Origin of the sequence: Pedobacter polysacchareus, assembly GCF_019802255.1 — a bacterium.
Lineage (GTDB): Bacteria > Bacteroidota > Bacteroidia > Sphingobacteriales > Sphingobacteriaceae > Pedobacter > Pedobacter polysacchareus.
This window is the reverse complement of record NZ_JAHYSS010000006.1, coordinates 206,843-224,495: the sequence shown is the minus strand read 5'-3', so window position 1 is coordinate 224,495 and position 17,653 is coordinate 206,843. Positions and strand designations below refer to the sequence as shown.

Below are 17,653 nucleotides of genomic sequence, written 5' to 3'. Positions count from 1 at the left end.
GTTTGATGTACCATGGATAGGAAATTATCGTGCTATTTTTCGGTAGATTTTAGCCAATTAATAAGCGCATCAATCCCGACTAAATTATTTTCAGCAAGCAGTTCTGTTGCTTTTTGGAGCTGTCCATTTTGTAAATGAAGAATAATACTCTCGTGTTGATTGCTGGATTTCTGAACCATTTTGTTCATGGACATATATGCATATTCATAACGCTGCGATTGGCGATGCAAAGTTCTTATGGATTTTAGTAATCTTTGATTGGGACATTTAGAAATTAATAATACGTGCCAACGCTCATCTAATTCAACCAGGTCTTTGGGCGATTTTGACTGAAGAATTTTTAAATTAATTTTATGGAGTTCATCCAAAACTCTTTTATCCGGAAGGCCAGATAACTCTAAGGCAAACGATTCTAACTTTGCTCTCAATGGATAAATTTCAAGAATATCAGCTTCTGAAAATGGCGCTAATCGATATCCTTTCCGAGGTTCAGATACTACAATTCCTTCCCATTCTAATTGCTGAAGGGCATCTCGAAGTGGCGTTCGACTAATGTTTAGCAATTCTGTCAATTGTATTTCACGCAAAGGTTCGTTGGGTATTATTTTGCCTTCAATGATCAATTGCCACAATGCTTTTATGATTTGACTTTTTAGTGATTCTGGTGATATCATATTATGTTTGCATATTGTATACAATATGCAAACATAGTTATTTTTAATGTTATTATACGATTTCTCGTAGTAACCATTCTCTTTACAATTCAAGAAATTCGATCAGCTCTATAGCTGCGGTTCGGCCGGCTCGGTTTGCACCAATAGTGGAGGCTGATGGACCATAGCCTGTGAGGTGGATACGCGGATCTTTAGCGACCTGTGTGGCTAATTTTCCAGACATTTCAATCCCATTTTTATCATTCATTAACTTTAAGGGGCCAAGGTGATTTAATGAATGACGGAAGCCCGTATTCCAAAAAATAACATCAGCATCTAGGGTCGTTCCATCTTCCCATCGAACGCCTGTTTCCATGATTTCCTTGAACATAGGTTTTCGATCTAAAACGCCTTTGTTCAACATTTCTTCAATAGCAGGAGTAATGGGCAAGCCTGTTACAGAAACCACTGATTCAGGTGGCAAGCCTTCTCGTACTCTTTTCTCTACTAAAGCTACAGCTTCACGGCCTATTTCTGGCGAAAATTCATATTCCCTAAAATCAGGAGATCGACGAGCCACCCAGGTAGTTTGGGTTACTGCTGAAATCTCCCCGAGTAATTGAATCGCTGAAATGCCACCACCCACAACGATCACATGCTTGCCGATAAATTCTTCAGCATTTTTGTATTCAGCAGTGTGCAGTTGCCTCCCTTTGAATTTTTCCCAGCCGGGATATTTAGGGCAGTGCGGGGTTTTCCAGGTACCGGTAGCATTGATCAATCCGCGCGCACTAAATTGAATTCCGGTTGTTCGGATAATAAACCGTCCGTTTTGTTCAGTAACATCAATCACTCTTATGGGACGAATGATTGGAAGGCCAAAGGTTTTCTCATATTGTTCATAATATTTGGGAATTGCAATATTCGCTTGTAACGCTGTTTCCTTAGTGTTTACAACATCCGAAAAGGCCATTCCAGGTAAATCATTGATGCCGTTTACGTTGCTTAGTGTTAGAGAATCCCAACGATGCTGCCAGGCGCCACCCGGACTAAATTCATCGTCTAAAACAACAAATCCCTTTCCAGGTTTTATGCCTTCACGTTGTAAATTGTAGGCTGCTGATAAACCAGCTTGTCCTGCCCCAATCACGACAATGTCTACTTTGTAAAAAACATTTTTGTCAGGAATCATAGCTTAACTTTTATAGGTTTTACTCCAGCAACGCTGATGTTAGGCTAAAGTTAAGGAAGCTTTTAAAGTATTGAATTGATCTATGATAAATAAACCTAAAGCCATTTCAGAATTTGATTTAGTACTAGCTTTAAGAAGTATAATGTTAGCATAAAAACTCAATGTTTGGCAATGATCTGCTTCTTTACTCAGCAAACTGTGGCGGATCTCTACAGTTAAAATCGAACCTGATTTTGTAATGGTCTCTTTTTCAGGTGGGTGCCAGAAATGATCATTCCTGGCACCATTATGAACCATCTCTAAACATAATTCACAAGAATATTTAACACTAATATATAAGTTATGAAAAAGATCATTTTATCAGCAGCATTTTTAGCATTCGCATCCATCACAGCAGTAAACGCATCAGAAGTAAAAAATCCAGTAGCTATTACAGTGAAACAAGATAGTACCACTAAAGTTCCGGTTGAATTGAAAGATCTTCCAGAAGCAGTAAAAACTACATTGCAAAGTGAACCAGTTAAAGCATGGACTCCAGTAGCCGCTTTCTTGGTCACCAATGCAGATAAAACTACGTATTATCAGGTTGATGTTAAAAAAGACGCAGAAACCGCTTCTATCAAAATCGCTGAGGATGGTAAAGTAGTTCAATAAGTTTAAGATTCATCAAAGCATTAAAAAAAGCTTTATTCAGTCAAAGTCGGAAGAGAAATCTTCCGACTTTTTTGTTTCTATAAATAATTGATGATCATGAAAAAATGTTCATTCTGGAGTACAAAGGATGGTTGATTATCAATACGGTGAGTTATATTAAAATGATATCTGCCTGTACACCCAAACAGAAAAGATGGAAATAACTGTATATTCCCGATGTTAATAGTAAAGTATATAAAACAGAAGGGAAGTCAATGATAGCAGCTATAGAAATTACCCAATTAGCACCCGAGCAGTCTTTAACATCACAGGGGTATTTAAAGACAGTAGCCTGGGAAGATGTAGTAAATAAACCTGATCCATCTGTTATTGGATCCCAATATAAATTCAGTCCATCTATAACCTGGGGGGATGAATTTAACTATATGGGTACTCCTGATCCAAAGAAATGGAATATGAGTACCGGTAATGGATACTATGGCTGGGGTAATCATGAGCTTCAATATTTCACTGGCAGATCAAAAAATGTGAAAGTGGAAGATGGTAAATTAAAGATTATTGCTTTAAATGAGTCATACAGTGGGTTCAATTATACATCAGGAAAAATTGTTTCCAACAAAAAGCAACGTTACGGCAGATATATTATCAAAGCAAAAATGCCATTAGGCGCTGGACTTTGGCCGGCAATTTTTGGCTTCGGCGAGCGTCACAAAGACTATGATCTGAAAACCTGGCCCAATTGCGGCGAATTTGATATTGTGGAAATTAAAGGGCAAAATGATCGTCAAGTAAACTATAATGTACATTCAGCAAATTCCTCTGGTGCATCAAATATGGTTATGCTGCCCACTCAAGTTACCCTGAACCAGTTCAATGAATATAGAATGGACTGGACCCCTGATTATATCAAATGGTACTTTAATGGTGTGCTGATGCGTACTTTCAACAACAATGGTAAAGGATATGATGGATGGCCGTTCAATGATTACTTCGATCTAAATATTTGCCTAAGCGTTGGCGGTGATTTTGTTGGAAAGAATATCAATAAAACTGCTATGCCAGCGGTTATGGAAATAGAATATGTGAGATACTATGGCTTGATCAATGTAAATAAAAAGAGTCAGTATGTGCAAAATCCGATTCAACCCCATCTTTCCCCTGTATCAGCACAGATTGTAAAAAACGGATCGCAAACCTTTACAGTGACCAATGTGCCTGCCAATACAACCGTACATTGGTATGCCTTAGGGAATGACCTGGGAAGTTTTGGATTATCAGGTCCTAAAATTACAATCACACCAGACATGTTGCAGGCAGGTGGTTATAAATCAGGATCATCTTTTGAATTTTTCGTGGATTTTATTGATAAAAATGGGGTGTCGAGTAAAGCAACAAGGGGAACTTTAATCATTCAGTAACTATTAATGTTGTGCTTTGAATACAGCCAGTAAAAGATAATAAAGTAGTTTAATCTCTACTTTATGTCTATTTAATAGGCCTAAATTTGGAAAAACACGACTTGTTGATTTGTTTGTTGAATATCTGTGTTTATGTTGGAAAATACCGACATTAGTTGAGTTTTTAATAGTTAAAGATGGATATATCTGATTTTGAAGTAAATGCCAAGAGTGATCTGGAATACCTAAACCAGATTGGGGAATTTTTGAAAGGGACAAGGCTTGAACTTGATCTCACGCAAAATGTTGTGGCTGAAAGGGCTGGTGTAGATAGGACGACCCTAATAAAAGCATAAAGGGGAGACTCTATTCATCTCCTGTCGCTTATTCAGATTCTGCGTGCTCTAGGAAAGCTAGGTGTTTTGGAAAATATGAAATTTATAAGGCAGGTCAGCCCAATAAAAATGGCAGAATTATCCATGAAAAAGAAGAAAAGGGCAAGTGGAAACAAACCCTCGGAAGATAAGTTACAATCTGACTGGTAATGACAACAGCAATAATAAATCTTTGGAATAAACGCGTGGCTGCGGTACTTTGGGATTAAAATACTCAATTGGCAGGCTTTGAGTATGATCCAGATTTTATAAGTGAGGATCTGGATATTGCAGTATGAATCCAGTAGAAATGCTCTGTTTTGTTGGTAAAAGGGGGGATGGGAGCCTTGGAGTTTGAACCGGCAGCCAAAGGCACCGGAAGGGTTTGCCCATTGGCTGATCAAGTTTGATGGTGCCTACGACAGCCAGTTTGGTGCTACTTATGGTTTTGGTAGTGTTGAGTATGCCTATCACCTCATGGCAGTTGATGATCATTCTAAGAATTTTGCCTTTATAATGGATAAAAAAAGGGGAATGGATGGGATTATGCGTGCAGATTTATTGGAAGTGGCACGGAAAATGAATATCAAGTCAGCTGACTCGATAGTAGACGAGATCCAGGATAAGGTCGATAATTGGGAGGCTTATGCAGATAAGGCAAAGGTTAGTGAAAAATTAAAAGAAAGCATAAAGTCAACACTTTTAAAGCTATAAGGGCAATATGTCCGGTATGGGAGGCACTCTCTCGGGAATCCCTAAAACAACAGTACTGCGAACAAAAAACATGATTAAAGATCTAAATTACGAAATCATCAAACCCGATAAAGCGCTTAACGAATTTGTAGAAAGCTTTTGGTTGTTACAAAATCTGTCAGAAAGCGACAAAGAAATGATGGTGTTGCCAGACGGAAGAATTGACTTAATTTTTTTTAAATTAGATAATAAGCAATGTCAAACTATCCTTGTAGGAATTGGAACGCATCCTGAAAAAGTAATTCTTGCCAGTAAAACAACAATGTTTGTCGTTAGTTTCAAGCTACTGGCAACTGAATATATTTTTCAAAATTCTATTTCTAATCTGTTAGACAATACTCAGAATTTATCTTGTGATTTTTGGGGTACTAGTTTAGGTGAATTAAATGATTTTACCCTTTTCTATAAAAAAGCGGCGCAAATAATTCATTTACGTTTACCACCTAAAATAGATAGCAGAAAGAGAAAACTGTTTGACTTAATTTATTCTTCAAATGGAGAAATGACAGTAAAGGAACTTTCGGAAAAAGTATTTTGGACTAGCAGGCAAATCAACCGTTATTTTAATCAGCAATTTGGACTTTCATTAAAAGCTTATTGCAATATTCTTCGTTTCCGTGCTTCCTTTCAACATATCAAAGAGGGGAAAGTATTTCCAGAACAGAACTTTGTAGACCAATCTCATTTTATAAGAGAAGTGAAGAAACTTTCCGGTGCATTGCCTAAAGAATTGAGGCAAAATCAAAACGACCGATTTATACAATTTTCTACCCTGTGAAAGAAATAGTTTTGCGTCATAAATTTTAAACTCATTAAAAAAGATGCAGAATAAAAAAACAGCAATTGTCAACGCAAATGTGTTTGACGGTACTGAAATGTCAGAGGGAAAAACTGTAGTATTTCAAAATGGAAAAATCATAAGTATTTTAGAAGAAATACCATCTGACGCAGAAGTTATTGACGGAAAAGGATGCACATTACTGCCCGGATTAATAGATGCACATGTCCATACTTCTGAAGAGTCATTAAGAGACGCTATAATGTTTGGAGTAACTACCGAATTAGAAATGCAAGGTGGTATGACAAAAAAAGGACGTGAACTGCAAATAAAAGACAAAAGTAGTGTTGCCGATGTGCGTTCATCCGGTATGGCTTTAACTGCTCCCGGGGGCCATCCAGATGAATTAATTCCCAAAGAAGATGGCATTCCAGGCTTTATCTTGAGAAAGATGGAAAAAATGACAGCGCAAGAAAAAAAGGAATTTCTTGCAGCTTTTGAAGAAAGGGAAAATCAGGATGGTAACAAACCTGATGTTACAACCGTAGAAGGTGCTGTCCAGTTTGTGCAACAACAAATGGAAAATGGTGCAGATTATTTCAAAATAATGATTGAAGAAGGAACTGTAATGAATGCGCCAGGTTTACCGATGATAAAAACCGAAGTTTTAAAAGCAGCCGTTGAAGAAGCTCACAAGTTGGGTAAGATAGTCATAGCACATGCATTAACAGCAGAAGCAACAAAAACAGCAGTTGAAGTTGGCGTTGATGGTTTAGCTCATTTATTTATTGACAGGCCTATTTGGACAGCTGAACTCATTAAATCTATTGCGGACAAAGGAATTTTTGTAACACCCTGTTTAGTACTTAATTCATCAATAATCGGAAAGTCTGCTTGCCATGTAGCACACGATGAACGAGTAGGTTACAAACTAAATGAAGATTGGAAAATGACGATGTGTTCTTGTTTTAATACTTTTCCATCAGGGAAAATGGAAGACAGTTTCAATAATGTAAAAGATCTACATGATGCAGGAGTTGATATACTTGTCGGAACTGATGTATCAGTCCCAATGGCACATTTGGGGGGGCTGGCTCATGGGGTAAGTGTCCATCATGAAATGCAATTATTGGTAGAAGCGGGGCTGAGTCCAATTGATGCTTTAAGATCCGCAACATCAGTAACCGCAAAAAGATTTAGTTTGTCAGATAGAGGACGAATTGCCGAGGGGTTGAGAGCGGATCTGGTTTTGGTTAAAGGCGACCCTTCTAAAAATATTTCAGATACTTTATCAATTGTGGGGGTTTGGAAAGAGGGAGTTTCTTGCTTATAATAGCATTCATGAAGTTTATCCTTTTCAAGGATTTCCGTAGGGAATAAAAGTCAAAGCATTGTTTAAACGTCTTCAGAATAATCGAGGAATGGAATAACATAAAATGAACAAACAACAATAATGATTAAAGAATTTTCATACAAACAATTCGGGAATTTAGAATTTACTCAGTCAAACCTTGATGAGCATAAACTTTTGTTGGTGCACGACCATATCAAGATACTCTTTATTCCCAAAGGCAACAAGATCAAGGTTGATTTTCGAGAATTCACAATAGAAAAAGATTCATTGCTATTTATTAATCCAAAAGTAGTGATCAAGCCAAATGAAGATAATGAAACTGGTGGATTGTTACTGCACTTTAATAAAGATTTTTATTGCATTGAAATTCACGACCAAGAACTTTCTTGTGATGGTATTTTATACAACAATGTATTTGAAGTTCCATTTATTGAATTAGATGAAAATAAATCGGCAGATATACAGAAAATAATCCGCGATATACAGCTTGAAATGCTTAATGAAGATACCAGTACTGAGGAAATGTTACGGATTTTATTAAAACTAATTATTCTAAAATCAACACGAATTTGGAAAGAAAAGCATCAACTATCACAGCAAGAGCAAAAATCGGATGTTCAGTTTTTAAGAAAATTCAGTAAACTTGTAGAACAGCATTATAAAACTCACCATACTGTAGCTGACTATGCAGATATGCTTTGTCTTACACCAAAAAATCTTAGTAAAAAAATAGGGTTGCTCAGTAAGGACACGCCTAATGATATTATTAAAAATAGAATTATCCTCGAAAGTAAACGCCTTTTGGCCCACACGACAATCACTGTTAAAGAAATAGCCTATAGCTTAAATTATGAAGACGATGCCTATTTTGTGCGTTTCTTTACAAAAAACGCAGGTATTTCCCCACTTTCATTTCGCAAACAATTCTAAGATAATCTCTCTAAATATTCAAAAAAGCATGATTTCACAATCATGCTTTTTTTGTGCTGTTTGGTTTTTCCAAAAGGTGTTTTCTTCTTCTTCTGCACTTTAGTTTTAACCCTTTAGCTTTTAGAGGAAAAAAGTGCAATTGAATGAGAAATGTATCCATTGATATACTTTTCTATTTGCAAGATCTTTGTGATATCAAATAACAAATACGAATCAAAATGGATATAAACATAGGAATTTCAGAGGGAAATCGCCAAAAAGTGGCTCTTGAGTTATCAAAATTATTAGCAGATGAATATGTGCTTTATACAAAAACAAAAGAAGCACATTGGAACGTAGAAGGTGTTGATTTCTCCGATAAACACAAGCTTTTTGATGAGCAGGTGGAGCAGATATCAAGGAGTATAGACAGTGTGGCAGAGCGAATTCGTACCCTGGGATATTTGGTTCCGGCCACATTAAACTCTTTTCTTGAATTAACGCACTTAACTGAAAATTCAGTACTGAAAAGCGATAGTAGAGCGTACATGAATGAGTTACTTATGGCTCATGAAACAATAATTCGTCATTTAAGAGAAAATATAAGCCTTTTTGCTGATAAATATGGGGATTTAGGTACAAGTGATTTTATTACTAGCCTAATGCAAGAACATGAAAAAACAGCCTGGATCTTAAGAGCACATCTAAAATAATGGCAGGGGAGGAAAAAGTGCAATTCAAAGCGAAATAGGTCCATTGATAAGCTTTGATAATAACCTCAATTTTGTACTATCAAATTAAAAGAAACAATTAAAAAATTAAAGATATGAGCAGTTTAATACTTAAAGACGGAACAGAAATTTATTTCAAAGATCTAGGAACAGGACAACCAATTTTCTTTCACCACGGATGGCCATTATCATCTGATGATTGGGATGCACAAATGATGTTCTTCTTAAATCAAGGATACAGAGTTATTGCCCATGACAGACGTGGTCATGGTAGATCTACTCAAACATTTACAGGTAATGATATGGATACCTATGCATCAGATGTGGCAGAACTTACCGCATTTTTAGACCTTAAAAATGCTATACATGTAGGCCATTCTACAGGTGGCGGCGAAGCCATAAGATATGCTTCGAAATTTGGAAATGGACGTGTGGCAAAAGTGGTGCTCATTAGTGCAGTTACACCTTACATGATTGCGGATGCGAATAATCCTGAAGGCGTACCATTGGCAGTATTTGATGATATTAGAGAAAATACACTTCACAACAGACAACAGTTTTATCAAGATCTAACAGTTCCGTTTTACGGTTACAACAGAGAAAATGCCATTGTAAAAAAAGGCATCCAGGATAATTGGTGGAGACAGGGCATGATGGGAGGAATAAAAGCGCAATACGATTGCATAAAAGTGTTTTCAGAAACTGATTTTACTGAAGATCTTAAAAGTGTAGAAATACCAGTATTAGTGCTTCATGGAGACGATGACCAGATTGTTCCCTACGCTACTACCGCAGTAAAAGCAGCAGAACTTCTCAAAAATGGAAAACTTATTATTTATCCTGGTCTTTCACATGGGATGCCTACTATCGATGCAGAAGTAATTAATAAAGACATTTTGAAATTCATCAAATCTTAATAATAACTCTGAGAAAAAAGTACAATGCAAAGGGGAGAACATCCATTGATGAGCATTAAGAATAACCCCAACTTTGTATTATCAAATTAATTAATACTATAAAAACAACAAAATGAAAAATTTAATTTTAGCAATCGGACTTCTTACTATAATTTTTACAAGTAAGGTTTCTTTTTCACAAACCCAAAGAACTCCAGCAGCTTTAGGAAGAGAAGAATATATAGAAGTTGAAAAAAATGTAAAACTTCATGTTACTGATCTTGGACAAGGGAAAGCAGTTGTATTGATTCATGGCTGGCCACTAAGTGATGCCATGTACGAATACCAATATATGGATTTAATACAAAAAGGCTACCGAGTAATTGGTATTACATTAAGAGGATTTGGTCTTTCAGACAAACCTGCCGGCCAATACAATTATGATGTTTTTGCAGATGATATTAAAGTTGTGCTTGATAAATTGAATATCCAAAACGCAACAATTGGTGGGTTTTCAATGGGAGGAGCAACCGTTATTCATTATGTAGCTAAGTACAATGCTGCGCATGTTTCGAAAATGGCTTTGTTTGGAGCTGCAGCCCCAATCTGGACAAAAAGAGCTGATTTTAACTATGGTCTTTGGACAAAAGAAGATGTTGATGGTTTAATACACTTAAATAATACTAACAGACCACAATTATTTGAAAATTTCGGAAAAATATTTCCAGCAAACGCAACAAGCGTATCATCAGGACTTGGTGCATGGTTAGGAACAATTCAAGCTCAAGCATCTCCATACGCAATGGCCGAAGGTTTAAAAACACTAAGAGACAGTGACCTTCGACCAGACTTGAAAAAGATTAAGATTCCTACACTTATTCTACACGGTAAATTGGATAAAATTTGTTCTTATGATTTAGCCGAACAAATGCATGTACTTCTTAAAAACTCGAAATTGGTTCCATTAGAGAAAAGTGGTCATGCTTTATTCATTGAAGAGCTTTCAAAATTCAATGCAGAATTATTAAATTTTATTGAGCAATAAATTTACTCAACTTCACAAAAAAATGAGATATAGAATTGTATGGTTCTGTATCTCATTTTTTTTTGAAATATTTAATTATAATGAAGAAAATAATACTATTGGTTTTCACAGTGATAAGTTTAAGCTCCTGTGTACTGCATAAAAGGAGTTTAATCTATACGAACAATTCAGAAAACATACCCTACTCAAAATCAGTAAAGAATGGTAGTGGCTTAATTTTCACTTCTGGGCAATTGGGTATTAATCCTTCAACAAGATTATTAGCCTCTAATTTGGAAAGCCAAACAATTCAAATTATGGAGAATATAAAAGCCATATTAGAGCAGAATAATTCAGATTTTAGCCATATGATAAAAGTGAATATATATCTGACAGACATTACTCAATTACATTTTGTTAATGCAATTTATCTTAAATATTTACCAATGAATAAGCCTGCCAGAACCACAATTCAAGTTGTTGCCTTACCACAAAATGCCATGATTGAGATTGATTGCATAGCTGATTCGAAATAGTAAGACAAAAATAGCAAGACAGATCTTATTTTGACAGTTTGCACAATCTTTCCAAAGTAGAATTAAAAGAAAAAATAACGGACTTCTTACTCATCTAGGATAGGATAAATTTATGGTCAATAAAAATTCAGACAGCGATGATACAACATCCTAACTTAACGCCTATTTTTATTGTTTAAGCTCTATAATAAACATAGGTTTCATTAGATTAAAAACTACTATCTGTCAAAGTAAATTTCTATATTTCACCAAACAAATTATAGACTGTATATGTCATTTTTTAAGAGGAAAAAGAAAGCTGAGAACAATAGATATGGATGGTTTGGTGATTATAAAGATTGGAGCGAACTTGTAGCGCTTTCTGGAGGATATGAGTCAGATTTAATTTTAAATAAAACACGCGATTCATTATTGAAGATAAAAAATGGTGAGGCCGTTTACGAACGGGATTCTGTATTATTTGATGAAAAGATATATCCATATTCCATAATAACCGCTCTTCTATACGCTGCTATTAATTGCAATAATAATTTAAATGTAATTGATTTTGGAGGTTCATTAGGAAGCACCTATTATCAGGTTCGTGATTTTATTCCATCGGGACTAAAAGTGCATTGGAGTGTAGTGGAGCAAAAGGACTATGTGAATTGTGGGAAAACAATGTTTGAGGATGATGTTCTAAAGTTCCATCCGACAATTGCTGATAGCATGAGCACTAAGAAAGCGGATATATTATTGCTCTCAGGTGTCGTACAGTATTTGGAAAAGCCCCACGAATTTCTAAATGAATTGAAAAAAATCGACTTTAAATACATTCTGATAGATCGAACGGCTTTCATTTGCGATAACAACCCTGATAGATTGACTTTGCAAATTGTATCTCCAGAGATTTACGAAGCAAAGTATCCTTCATGGTTTTTTAATGAAAAGAACTTTCTTACGCATTTCGATAACTATGAGATCAAAACTGAGTTTGCCTCATACGTAGTTGGTGAGCAGCAAATTAACATTGATAATAGTGTACAGGGTTACGATAAAGGATTCTTCCTGGTAAGAAATTCTTAGAGGTTGAATTGACTTAAAAAAAAGAAGCGTTCGTAGGCATACGAACGCTTCTTTATAAATGCAATGAAGTCTATTAGTTCCCAGCGTCTTTCCTGGTTTCAATCACATCCTGAACTCCCTGAGGCAATGCAGAAAGCAAATTATAACCGGTAGCTTTTTCAATATCTCTAACGGTAACAATGTATTTTTTCCAATCCGTATCGATGGTATTCACGTTTGGTGTATTCAAAGCAATTACCCTGGTAGAAGTGCTCACTCTGGAAGCATCTCCGTTACCATTAGGGATGATCAATGCTACTTTCCATACATTACTTGGAACAGTTACTTTGCCGTTATCGATTGTAGTAGTTAGTGCTCCGGATTTACCGATACCACCAGTTCCATAACTTCCCATAATGATGTAAACTTCATTACCTGAAACTACTTGAGATCTTAGGTAATTTTCAAAGTCTGCCCATGGTTTTTGATTGTTATTTGGTGCTTGCGGGATCATATTGGTCATTAGGAAAGTTGCACCATTTGCTGCTGTTGAGCTGGTACGGTCTGCCGATGGACAATTGTGACCTCTATCAAAACCTGAATTGTAATAACTGGTGTTAGATACCTGGTAAAAATTACTTGGTAAACCTGAGTAACCTGCGAAATTGTCTAATCGCTTAGTGACTTGGGTAATGGTTTTTGGATCTAAATGCCAGCTCACCCAGTTTGGTGTACCGCGGCTGCTGCTGTAAGACTGAACATAATAGCTCATATTCAGCAAGTAGTTATCAGGAGTTAATCCATTGGCTTCAGATGGGTTTCCAAAAAGTGCATTGCTATCGTCACCAGTAGCAGGTTGTGCATCAGCACCTATAACAAGATCTCTTGAAGGATCAGAACTTGGAGGTGTAGAAGGATCTTCACCCGGGTCGGTGTCAGGAGTACCTACGATAATACCTGATTCTCCGGTTCCTTTGAAAATGATGTCATCAATATTAAGACGTACTGTTGCGCTTGTTTTTTTGATCTGGAAGCGCACTTTTCCTTTAGCATCAATTTTGAAGGAGTCAGTTACCAATGTGGTATTCTTTTCCTGAATTTCTGTACCAAGCGGCGTAAAGGTTGTTCCTCCATCTTCCGACATCAATAATTGCCAGGTGAAATCTGCGTCTTTTCCGTATTTACCGTGGCTGATGTATAAGGTTTTTAGTCCTGCAACGTCGAAATTCATAGTGATTTTTCCAGTTCTCATTCGGACACTTTTTTTTCCGTTTTTAAGATCTGCGGCTAGATCACCGACTAGGGCATCGTCAAAATTCCAGGATCCGGTAGAGATACTGATGTCAGCTGCAGCGTATCCAGTTTTAGTCACGTTCTCAAAATCTTCTGTGATTTTATAATTTTCGGGTAGCTTTTCTATTGGGGCTTCAATTGCGTCAGAGGTAATTTGTTTAGAACAACCAGCTAAACTAAAGATAACCAGTGAACTGTAAATAAGTAAGTGTTTTATTCTCATAAATTTGATTTGTGGCGCAAAATAATGAGTTTAATATTATTTAAACGTTAAATAATCAAGCAATTTTTTAATTGCTTAACATTAATTAGCGGTCTTCAAAAAACAGTTACCTAAATCATCACTTCCTATTATTTCGAGATGTTGATGACAGTAATATCCTCACAAACTTATTTTTCGCCAAAATCAACCTCTTGATCCTAAATATAACCCCGTTCGTCTCAATTAACATTTCTTAACATCATAATTCTCAAAATTCGCTGGAGTAAACAGATAATACACCGCTAAATTTTAAAATTATGATGAAGAAATCTACAAAAACAATCGGAACCAGATTAAAAAGTGTCAGCCTATGGGGGATGATGGGTTTATTTATCCAGTTGTCGACGGCTTGCATGAAGAACGACACCACCACCAGCAATACGTCCTATCTGAGCATCATCAATGCTGCTCCAACTTTGGGTACTTTTAATATTTACCTGGACGGCACACAGGTGAATACCGGGGCGATTCCCTTTGGTGGAGTATTAAACTATGTGCAATACACAGCAGGTGATCACACTATGAAATTTACGACCGCCAGCAGTACGGATGCCTTGCTCAGTAAAACCATTACGCTTTCAGAGAATACCGTCTATTCTTATTTCGCAATAGACAAAGGGGAAAATCTGAATGGCCTGCTGGTGAAGGATGTGATGACTGTAGCTTCCACAGAAAAAGCCTTTATCAGGTTCATTCATTTGTCGCCGGATACCAGGGCATTGGATTTTGCCATAGAAGACAAAGGAAACCTCATCAGCAATATTTCCTATAAGGGCGCCAGCGAATTTATCGCGGTAGATCCGGGCACTTTTAACCTGCAGCTCAAAGACCATGACACACAGGAATTGATAACCAGTTTGCCTGAGAATACCCTGACCGCAGGAAAGTATTATACCATTATTTCAAGGGGTCTGCAAAATGCAGCCGGGAACAACGATCAACCTTTTTCTGCGCAATTGATTACAAATCTATAATGGGGAACAGGAAATTTTTATGGATTATCCTGGTCTTTGCTTTGTGTTTTTCTAAAGCAAATGCGCAGCGCCCCCTGGATAGTAAAGCAACGATTTCGGGTTTTTACACCTGTTCATTGAGCCGTATGCTGGATCAGATCACGCTGCAATCAGGCGTTAGAATTGTGTACGACTTGCAAATGATCTCTGAATATAATGTGGTGGATCATTACGATAATGAAAATGTAAAAGACCTGCTGGATGGGCTTTGTAAGCAAAACCGGCTCCGTTACTGGATCGACGCAGATCAAACGGTTTACATCATCAGAACATCTGAAGATGTCAGCCGCTTAAAGAAAATCGGGAGAGAGCAGCGTCTGGAAAAAGATAAGATCCCCGCTGCAAGGCCTTTAGCGTATACTCAGCAGCTGGAAACAAAAGCGGTAAAGAAAACAGGGCCATTTAACATCAGTGGTAAAATCCTTGACAATGCAAATGGGGAATCCCTGCCAGCAACAATTGTGAAGGTGAGGAATACAAATATCAGTACCAAAACCAATACTGATGGCTATTTTACCTTATTAAATGTACCATCTGATACCTGTATCCTGGATGTTCATTATGTAGGTTATCAGCCGGAAGTTTTCTTTTTGAATCAAAATAATATCAAAGAGGAACTGGTCATTAAGCTCTTTGTCGCCGTCAGGGCATTGAATGAAGTGACCATTAATGACAAGAAAAGTGATGGGCTGATGTCAACCGACAAAAGGAGAATCAGTGTCCTGCAAATTTCTCCTGCCAAGCTAGACGAATTACCAAACATTGGCGAGAAAGACATATTGAGGTCCTTCCAACTCATGCCAGGAGTAAGTGGAAGTAATGAATCCTCCTCGGGTGCTTACGTAAGAGGTGGAACTCCCGACCAGAACCTGGTGCTGTTTGATGGTTTTACTGTTTATCAGGTAGACCATTTGTATGGTTTTTTTAGTGCCTTTAACAGTAATGCAGTAAAAGATGTGACGCTTTATAAAGGCGGGTTTTCTGCCAAATTTGGCGGTCGTCTATCCAGCGTAACCGATATTGTTGGGAAGGAAGGAAACATCAAGGAAGCCAATATCTCTGCTGACCTCAGCTTAATGAGCGCAAATGTTTTCCTGGAAAGTCCGTTAAATGATAAATCATCCTTGTTATTGGCTTTCCGCCATTCTTACCAGGGACCACTGTATAATAAGATTTTCAATAAGTTTAATGCCAGCAGTGCTGCGAGTACCGGTACTACCGGAGTTCCAGGACAGGGAATGGGCCGGCCGGGGGGCGGCGGAGGTGGTTTTGGAGGCGGTGCTGAAGTCACCGTTTCTACTCCATTCTCCTATTTCTATGATTTAAATGCGAAATACACTTATACTCCAGACGATAAGAATAAATTTTCCTGGAGTATTTACCAGGGGAATGACAACCTGGACAATACAAGGTCGATTTCGCTGCCTTCCGGAATTGGCGCTGGGGCTGGTGGAATCGGTATGACCGACAAAACCACCTATGGTAACCTGGGTTCCAGCTTGAAATGGTCGAAAAGATGGAGTCCTAAATTATATTCCAATACTTTAGTCAGCTATTCCAGATACCATAGCGATCGGGACAACACCAGTACCGTGAATTTTTCGGATACCGCCGGTGTGAGTCAGGAAATCAAGACTGGAACACTGGAAAAGAATAGTCTGGAAGATTTTAGTCTGAAATCTGACTGGGAATATCAGGCCACAGGAAAATTGAAACTGAACTATGGCATTTTTGCATCCAACCAGCACGTGTATTATGAAAATAGTCAGAATGATACCAGCAAGCTCATCGACCAGAATACTAAAGCGATCACTTCCGGTGCTTATGCAGAGTTGGAAAGCGACCTCGGAGATCATTTACAGGTAAAAGCTGGATGGAGGGGAACCTATTATGATCAGACCCGGAAATTCTATTCGGAACCTCGCTTTTCGGCCACTTATACCTTAACCGATCGCATTACCTTAAAAGCTTCAACAGGTAAGTTTTACCAGTTTGCCAACCGTGTGATCCGGGAAGATGTATTGTCTGGCAGCCGTGATTTTTGGGTGCTTTCTAATCATACCGCCATCCCGGTGAGCTCTTCGCTCCATTATATTGCCGGAGCCAGCTATGAGGCCAAAAACTATTTGATAGATATTGAAGCTTATTATAAAAAGCTAGATAACTTATCAGAGTATGCTCAAAGAATGACCGGAGGAAATAGAAGAGGGGGACTGCAGAATCTGGAAGAACATTTCTATACCGGAAGCGGCTATAGTAAAGGTTTAGAAGTATTACTGCAAAAAACAAGAGGAAAATATACGGGTTGGATCAGTTATACTTTGGCGGAAGCGATCAATAACTTCGATGTTTATGGTGGGGAATTTGCGGCCAATCAGGATACCCGACACGAACTGAAACTGGTGAACCTTTACCATCTCGGACGCTGGGCATTTTCCGCCACCTGGACTTTCGCTACTGGCAAGCCCTATACCGCACCTTTAACGAGTTATACAGTGGATGATTTTACCGGTCAAAGCCATTCTTATCTGACGATTAGTGATAAAAATGCGCTGCGGATGGCGCCATACCATAGAATGGATGTAGCCATTACTTACGATTTATTAAAAGTAGATAGCCGGAAGACAGGTAGTATCGGTTTTTCATTATTTAACGTTTACAACCGATCCAATATCTGGTATAAACAATATACCATCGTTAACAATCAGGTGATTACTTCTAATGTGAATTACCTCGGACTTACCCCTAATATAACGCTCAGTTTAAGATGGAAATAAAAAATATAATGCG

The 17,653-nt window shown here is 37.5% G+C and carries 17 protein-coding genes; 14 read left to right on the top strand and 3 right to left on the bottom strand.

Annotated elements, in window-relative coordinates:
• Positions 1 to 32: 32 nt before the first annotated feature.
• A complete protein-coding gene (locus K7X70_RS18450) occupies positions 33 to 674 on the bottom strand; it encodes a GntR family transcriptional regulator (protein WP_222538462.1) in 642 nt (213 codons plus the stop codon).
• Positions 675 to 756: 82 nt separating this feature from the next.
• Positions 757 to 1,845, bottom strand: coding sequence for an NAD(P)-binding domain-containing protein (locus tag K7X70_RS18445; protein WP_222538461.1), 1,089 nt, complete (start codon positions 1,843 to 1,845; stop codon positions 757 to 759).
• 342 nt (positions 1,846 to 2,187) lie between these two features.
• Between K7X70_RS18445 and K7X70_RS18440 the strand changes: the two genes are divergently transcribed.
• From K7X70_RS18440 to K7X70_RS18385, 12 genes are all read left to right on the top strand, one after another.
• Entirely contained in the window at positions 2,188 to 2,499 is a 312-nt protein-coding gene (locus K7X70_RS18440) for a hypothetical protein (protein WP_222538460.1), read from the top strand.
• Between the two features lie 254 nt (positions 2,500 to 2,753).
• Positions 2,754 to 3,917 (top strand): glycoside hydrolase family 16 protein, encoded by a 1,164-nt coding sequence (locus tag K7X70_RS18435; RefSeq protein WP_222538459.1) that lies wholly within the window; start codon positions 2,754 to 2,756, stop codon positions 3,915 to 3,917.
• A gap of 176 nt (positions 3,918 to 4,093) precedes the next feature.
• Positions 4,094 to 4,252: a helix-turn-helix domain-containing protein gene (locus K7X70_RS18430; RefSeq protein WP_222538458.1), complete on the top strand. Its 159-nt coding sequence runs from the start codon at positions 4,094 to 4,096 to the stop codon at positions 4,250 to 4,252.
• 372 nt (positions 4,253 to 4,624) lie between these two features.
• Complete coding sequence (locus tag K7X70_RS18425) at positions 4,625 to 4,984, top strand: hypothetical protein (protein WP_222538457.1); 360 nt, start codon at positions 4,625 to 4,627, stop codon at positions 4,982 to 4,984.
• A 16-nt stretch (positions 4,985 to 5,000) separates the two neighbouring features.
• On the top strand, positions 5,001 to 5,801 hold the full coding sequence (locus tag K7X70_RS18420) for a helix-turn-helix domain-containing protein (RefSeq protein ID WP_255607409.1): 801 nt from the start codon (positions 5,001 to 5,003) through the stop codon (positions 5,799 to 5,801).
• A gap of 43 nt (positions 5,802 to 5,844) precedes the next feature.
• On the top strand, positions 5,845 to 7,134 hold the full coding sequence (locus K7X70_RS18415; RefSeq protein WP_222538456.1) for an amidohydrolase family protein: 1,290 nt from the start codon (positions 5,845 to 5,847) through the stop codon (positions 7,132 to 7,134).
• 120 nt (positions 7,135 to 7,254) lie between these two features.
• On the top strand, positions 7,255 to 8,085 hold the full coding sequence (locus tag K7X70_RS18410; RefSeq protein WP_222538455.1) for a helix-turn-helix domain-containing protein: 831 nt from the start codon (positions 7,255 to 7,257) through the stop codon (positions 8,083 to 8,085).
• A 218-nt stretch (positions 8,086 to 8,303) separates the two neighbouring features.
• Positions 8,304 to 8,777 carry a Dps family protein gene (locus K7X70_RS18405; RefSeq protein WP_222538454.1) on the top strand — a complete coding sequence of 158 codons (474 nt, stop codon included), beginning with the start codon at positions 8,304 to 8,306 and terminating at the stop codon, positions 8,775 to 8,777.
• Positions 8,778 to 8,890: 113 nt separating this feature from the next.
• Positions 8,891 to 9,712, top strand: a complete 822-nt coding sequence (locus tag K7X70_RS18400; protein ID WP_222538453.1) for an alpha/beta fold hydrolase — start codon at positions 8,891 to 8,893, stop codon at positions 9,710 to 9,712.
• Positions 9,713 to 9,824: 112 nt separating this feature from the next.
• Positions 9,825 to 10,736, top strand: coding sequence for an alpha/beta fold hydrolase (locus tag K7X70_RS18395; protein WP_222538452.1), 912 nt, complete (start codon positions 9,825 to 9,827; stop codon positions 10,734 to 10,736).
• Positions 10,737 to 10,816: 80 nt separating this feature from the next.
• Positions 10,817 to 11,251, top strand: coding sequence for a RidA family protein (locus K7X70_RS18390; RefSeq protein WP_222538451.1), 435 nt, complete (start codon positions 10,817 to 10,819; stop codon positions 11,249 to 11,251).
• A gap of 270 nt (positions 11,252 to 11,521) precedes the next feature.
• Positions 11,522 to 12,316 carry a methyltransferase, TIGR04325 family gene (locus K7X70_RS18385; protein ID WP_222538450.1) on the top strand — a complete coding sequence of 265 codons (795 nt, stop codon included), beginning with the start codon at positions 11,522 to 11,524 and terminating at the stop codon, positions 12,314 to 12,316.
• 73 nt (positions 12,317 to 12,389) lie between these two features.
• Here K7X70_RS18385 and K7X70_RS18380 read toward each other — a convergent pair whose 3' ends face one another.
• Positions 12,390 to 13,811, bottom strand: a complete 1,422-nt coding sequence (locus tag K7X70_RS18380; protein WP_222538449.1) for a DNA/RNA non-specific endonuclease — start codon at positions 13,809 to 13,811, stop codon at positions 12,390 to 12,392.
• 296 nt (positions 13,812 to 14,107) lie between these two features.
• Here K7X70_RS18380 and K7X70_RS18375 point away from each other — a divergent pair, with 296 nt between their 5' ends.
• Both K7X70_RS18375 and K7X70_RS18370 read left to right on the top strand, forming a co-directional pair.
• Positions 14,108 to 14,824: a DUF4397 domain-containing protein gene (locus K7X70_RS18375; protein WP_222538448.1), complete on the top strand. Its 717-nt coding sequence runs from the start codon at positions 14,108 to 14,110 to the stop codon at positions 14,822 to 14,824.
• Positions 14,824 to 17,640, top strand: a complete 2,817-nt coding sequence (locus K7X70_RS18370; RefSeq protein ID WP_222538447.1) for a TonB-dependent receptor — start codon at positions 14,824 to 14,826, stop codon at positions 17,638 to 17,640. Before K7X70_RS18375 ends, K7X70_RS18370 begins: the two co-directional genes overlap by 1 nt.
• Positions 17,641 to 17,653: the final 13 nt, after the last annotated feature.

Coding starts and splice junctions, on each gene's coding strand:
- K7X70_RS18450 (WP_222538462.1), bottom strand. CDS start 674: ATGATATCACCAGAATCACTAAAAAGTCAAATCATAAAAGCATTGTGG.
- K7X70_RS18445 (WP_222538461.1), bottom strand. CDS start 1,845: ATGATTCCTGACAAAAATGTTTTTTACAAAGTAGACATTGTCGTGATT.
- K7X70_RS18440 (WP_222538460.1), top strand. CDS start 2,188: ATGAAAAAGATCATTTTATCAGCAGCATTTTTAGCATTCGCATCCATC.
- K7X70_RS18435 (WP_222538459.1), top strand. CDS start 2,754: ATGATAGCAGCTATAGAAATTACCCAATTAGCACCCGAGCAGTCTTTA.
- K7X70_RS18430 (WP_222538458.1), top strand. CDS start 4,094: ATGGATATATCTGATTTTGAAGTAAATGCCAAGAGTGATCTGGAATAC.
- K7X70_RS18420 (WP_255607409.1), top strand. CDS start 5,001: ATGGGAGGCACTCTCTCGGGAATCCCTAAAACAACAGTACTGCGAACA.
- K7X70_RS18415 (WP_222538456.1), top strand. CDS start 5,845: ATGCAGAATAAAAAAACAGCAATTGTCAACGCAAATGTGTTTGACGGT.
- K7X70_RS18410 (WP_222538455.1), top strand. CDS start 7,255: ATGATTAAAGAATTTTCATACAAACAATTCGGGAATTTAGAATTTACT.
- K7X70_RS18405 (WP_222538454.1), top strand. CDS start 8,304: ATGGATATAAACATAGGAATTTCAGAGGGAAATCGCCAAAAAGTGGCT.
- K7X70_RS18400 (WP_222538453.1), top strand. CDS start 8,891: ATGAGCAGTTTAATACTTAAAGACGGAACAGAAATTTATTTCAAAGAT.
- K7X70_RS18395 (WP_222538452.1), top strand. CDS start 9,825: ATGAAAAATTTAATTTTAGCAATCGGACTTCTTACTATAATTTTTACA.
- K7X70_RS18390 (WP_222538451.1), top strand. CDS start 10,817: ATGAAGAAAATAATACTATTGGTTTTCACAGTGATAAGTTTAAGCTCC.
- K7X70_RS18385 (WP_222538450.1), top strand. CDS start 11,522: ATGTCATTTTTTAAGAGGAAAAAGAAAGCTGAGAACAATAGATATGGA.
- K7X70_RS18380 (WP_222538449.1), bottom strand. CDS start 13,811: ATGAGAATAAAACACTTACTTATTTACAGTTCACTGGTTATCTTTAGT.
- K7X70_RS18375 (WP_222538448.1), top strand. CDS start 14,108: ATGATGAAGAAATCTACAAAAACAATCGGAACCAGATTAAAAAGTGTC.
- K7X70_RS18370 (WP_222538447.1), top strand. CDS start 14,824: ATGGGGAACAGGAAATTTTTATGGATTATCCTGGTCTTTGCTTTGTGT.